The organism is Amaricoccus sp., from assembly GCF_017995835.1.
Classification (GTDB): domain Bacteria; phylum Pseudomonadota; class Alphaproteobacteria; order Rhodobacterales; family Rhodobacteraceae; genus Amaricoccus.
Genome location: NZ_JAGOID010000176.1, coordinates 1 through 3,630, shown reverse-complemented (window position 1 = coordinate 3,630; position 3,630 = coordinate 1). Strand labels below are relative to the sequence as shown.

The 3,630-nt window shown below is 73.8% G+C and carries 4 protein-coding genes; all 4 read left to right on the top strand.

Going from position 1 to position 3,630, the window contains the following annotated elements:
* Positions 1-154: 154 nt before the first annotated feature.
* Positions 155-535 (top strand): PepSY domain-containing protein, encoded by a 381-nt coding sequence (locus KBA23_RS16200; protein WP_290743140.1) that lies wholly within the window; start codon positions 155-157, stop codon positions 533-535.
* A 33-nt stretch (positions 536-568) separates the two neighbouring features.
* Complete coding sequence (locus KBA23_RS16195; protein ID WP_290743137.1) at positions 569-1,039, top strand: DUF2271 domain-containing protein; 471 nt, start codon at positions 569-571, stop codon at positions 1,037-1,039.
* A gap of 12 nt (positions 1,040-1,051) precedes the next feature.
* Complete coding sequence (locus KBA23_RS16190) at positions 1,052-3,259, top strand: PepSY domain-containing protein (RefSeq protein WP_290743135.1); 2,208 nt, start codon at positions 1,052-1,054, stop codon at positions 3,257-3,259.
* On the top strand, positions 3,240-3,630 hold a 391-nt coding region (locus KBA23_RS16185; RefSeq protein ID WP_290743133.1), incomplete at its 3' end, for an FAD:protein FMN transferase. The genes KBA23_RS16190 and KBA23_RS16185, both read left to right, overlap by 20 nt.

Here is a 3,630-nt window from a genome sequence, read left to right as displayed (position 1 = left end):
GCTGTTTGTCCTTCGGATCCCGTCGCCCCCGAAGTGGGCATCTGTCCCTCCGCTTCTTCCTGACGGTCGGCTGAAGCGGAATCCGCGGGCGCGTCAGCAACCCCTCAGGCGGACCCTCCAGATTGACGGCATCGATCCTGAAAGGAGACCCGAGATGAGGCAAACCCTGACATTCCTGGCGCTTCTCGCCGCCGTTCCGGCGGGCGCGGCGCTGGCCGGCGACGATTGTTCGGTGAGCCGGGCCGACTGGCAGCCGCGGGAGGCCGTGGCCCGACTGGCGGAGGAGAACGGCTGGACCGTGCGCCGTATCGGGACCGATGACGGCTGCTACGAGGTCAAGGGCCGCGATCGCGACGGGCGCGAGATCGAGGTCGAGATCCACCCGGCGACGCTGCGGGTGATCGACCTCGAGTACGAGGATGACGACGACGACGCCCGAGGCGACGCCCGAGACCCGGCGCCGGGTGGATCCGTGGCGCCACCGCCGAACGGGCTCTTCGGGAACGGCGCCCGGCCGCGGGTCCAGGTGAACTGACCCGCTCCGACCACCAGAAGGAGGCTTGATCCGATGAAACCGATTCTCGCCGCGCTCGCGCTGACAACGGCGCTTACGCTGCCCGCGCTTGCCATGGCGCGTCCCGTCACGCTGACCACCACGCTCAACGACTACGGCGGCGACGGGGCCTATCTCGCGCTCTACGTCACCGACGCCTCGGGCGCCTATGTCGGCAGCCTGTGGATGGCCGGCGGCACGTCCAAATACTACGAGCACCTGACCGACTGGCACCGCGCCACCGGCGGCGACCCGGCGCAGATCAACGGCATCACCGGCGCCAGCGTCGGCGCCGGGCGCACGCTCGAGATCACGCTCGACCTCGCCGACGCCCTCATCGACGCGGGCTATACGCTGCACATCGACGCGGCCGTCGAGGACATGCGCGACAGCCCGAACGAGATCGCCGTGCCGCTGACGACCGAGGGCGCCGGCCAACCCGTGCGTGGCCGCCGCTACGTGGCCAGCTTCAGCTACGACATGTGAGGGATGGAGGCCATGATCCGCGCCCTCCATCGCTGGCCCGGTCTCGTGGCCCTGGCTCTGGTCACGGTGCTGGCATTGAGCGGGGCGGCGCTGTCGGTCTTCCCGGCGGCCGAGCGCCTCGCCGCGCCGCGGGCCGACGCGACGCTCAGCGTCGCCGAACTCGCGGCCCGCATCGAGGCGGCCTATACCGGCGTCGAGCAGATCCGCCGCGCGCCATCGGGCAGGATCACCGCCTACTGGTTCGACGGCGGCGTGCCCGGAGCCGCCGTCATCGACCCCGCGACGGGCCGGGGCGTCGCCTCGGCCGACCCGAACCCGACCGAACGCTGGCTCACCAACCTGCACCGCTCGCTGTTTCTCGGCGACGGCGGCCGGATCGCCACGGCGGTGGGCGCGGCGGCGATGCTGGCGCTTGTGCTCTCCGGCGCGGCACTGGTGGCCCGGCGCGCGGGCGGCTGGCGGCGCTGGTTCGCGCCGCTGCGCGGCCCGCTGGCCGGGCGGCTCCACGTCGAGGCGGCGCGCATCGCCGTGCTCGGGCTCGCGCTATCCTCGGCCACGGCGCTCTGGATGACGGCCTCGACCTTCGATCTCCTGCCCGATGGCGGAGCCCCGCCGTTCCCGCCGGCGGCGGTGAGCGGCGAGACCGGCGTCGCGCTCCGCGCCATCGACCTGCTGCGCGCCACGCCCGTCGCCGGCCTGCGGGAGCTGAGCTTTCCCTATCCCGGCGACGCCACCGACGTCTTCACCCTCAAGACCGATCGCGGCGCGGGATATCTCGACCAGGGCACCGGCGCGCTCCTCGCGTGGAGCGACCTGACCGGCTGGCAGCGGGTCTCGGAGACGATCACCATGCTCCACACCGGAAAGGGCGCCGCCGTGCTCGGGCTGGCGCTGGGACTGACGGCGCTCGGCGTGCCGGTCCTGGGCGCGACGGGTGTCCTCGTCTGGCTCGCCGGGCGGCGGGGCCGGCCGAGGCTGCGCGGCGCCGTGTCCGCCGCCCGCGCCGAGACGATCCTGCTCGTCGGCAGCGAGGGCGGCAGCACCTGGGGATTCGCGGCGACGCTGCTGGAGGCATTGACGGAAGCGGGCCAGCGGGTCCACGCCGCGCCGATGTCGGCCTTCGACCCGGCCCGCCATGCCAGCGCGAAACGGGTCATCATCCTCGCCGCCACCTACGGCGACGGCGATGCGCCCGCTTCGGCCAGGGGCTTTCTCGACCGGCTGGAGCGGATGGAGCCCGGTCCCGCCGCGCCGCTCGCGGTCCTCGGCTTCGGCGACCGCGGCTTTCCGGCCTATTGCGCCTTCGCCGAGACGGTCGAGCGGGTCGCGCGGGCGAAGGGTTGGACCGAGCTCGTCCCCTTCGACACCGTGGACCGCCAGTCGTCACAGGAATTCGCCCGCTGGGGCCGCGCGCTCGGCGCCGCGCTGGGGACCGACCTCGATCTCGCGCACCAGCCCGTCCTGCCCGCGGCCGAGACCCTGACGCTCGTCTCGCGCCGCGACTACGGCGCCGAGGCGCAGGCGCCGACCGCGATCCTGCGCTTCGCGCTGCCAAAGGCCTCGCTCTGGCAGCGCCTGACCGGGCGGGGCCTCGCGCGGTTTCACGCCGGCGACCTGCTGGGCGTCCTGCCAGAAGGCTCGCCCGTGCCGCGCCTCTATTCGCTCGCCTCGGGCCGCCGCGACGGCTTCGTCGAGATCGTCGTCAGGAAACACCCCGGCGGCCTGTGCTCGGGCCAGCTCACCGCGCTCGAGCCGGGGCGGACGGTCCGCGCCTTCCTGCGCCGCAACCCCGTCTTTCACGCCGGCCGCGACCACGCACCGCTGATCCTGATCGGGGCGGGGACGGGCGTCGGCCCGCTGGCGGGCTTCATCCGCGCCAATGCCCGCCGGCGCCCCGCGCGGCTCTTCTTCGGGATGCGCCATCCCGACAGCGATTTCCTCTATGGCGAGGAACTGGCCGAATGGCAGGCGCAAGGCCGGCTTGACCGGCTGACGACGGCCGTCTCGCGCGGTCCCCGCCCGCACTACGTCCAGGACGCGTTGCGCGCCGAAAGCGCCGAGGTCGCCCGGGCGATCCGTGACGGAGCGCGGGTGATGGTCTGCGGCGGGCGCGCTATGGCCGCGGGCGTCGCCGAGGCGCTGACCGAGATCCTCGCGCCACAGGGGCTGACGCCGGGAATGCTCAGAGCGGAGGGACGCTATGTCGAGGACGTCTACTGAACCCGTCCGCCACGCGCTGAACGGCCCGACCATGGGCACCCGCTGGTCGGCGCTGTTCTTCGCCGCCCCCGGCTTCGACCCGGCGCCGGCGCAGGCCGCGTTGCAGGCCGCGGTGGACGCGGTGGACGGCCAGATGTCCACCTGGAAGCCCGACAGCGACCTGATGCGCCTGAACGCCGCGCGCGCCGGCGCTTGGGTGACGCTGCCTGCCCCGCTGATCGAGGTGCTGCGGCTGGGCGTGGAGATCGGCCGCGCCTCCGGCGGCGCCTTCGACATCGGCATGGGCGACGCGGTGGCCGCCTGGGGCTTCGGCCCCGAGCCCGCCGCGCCCGACCGCATCCGCGCCGCGATGGCCGCCCCGCGCTCCCCGG

Coding starts and splice junctions, on each gene's coding strand:
- KBA23_RS16200 (WP_290743140.1), top strand. CDS start 155: ATGAGGCAAACCCTGACATTCCTGGCGCTTCTCGCCGCCGTTCCGGCG.
- KBA23_RS16195 (WP_290743137.1), top strand. CDS start 569: ATGAAACCGATTCTCGCCGCGCTCGCGCTGACAACGGCGCTTACGCTG.
- KBA23_RS16190 (WP_290743135.1), top strand. CDS start 1,052: ATGATCCGCGCCCTCCATCGCTGGCCCGGTCTCGTGGCCCTGGCTCTG.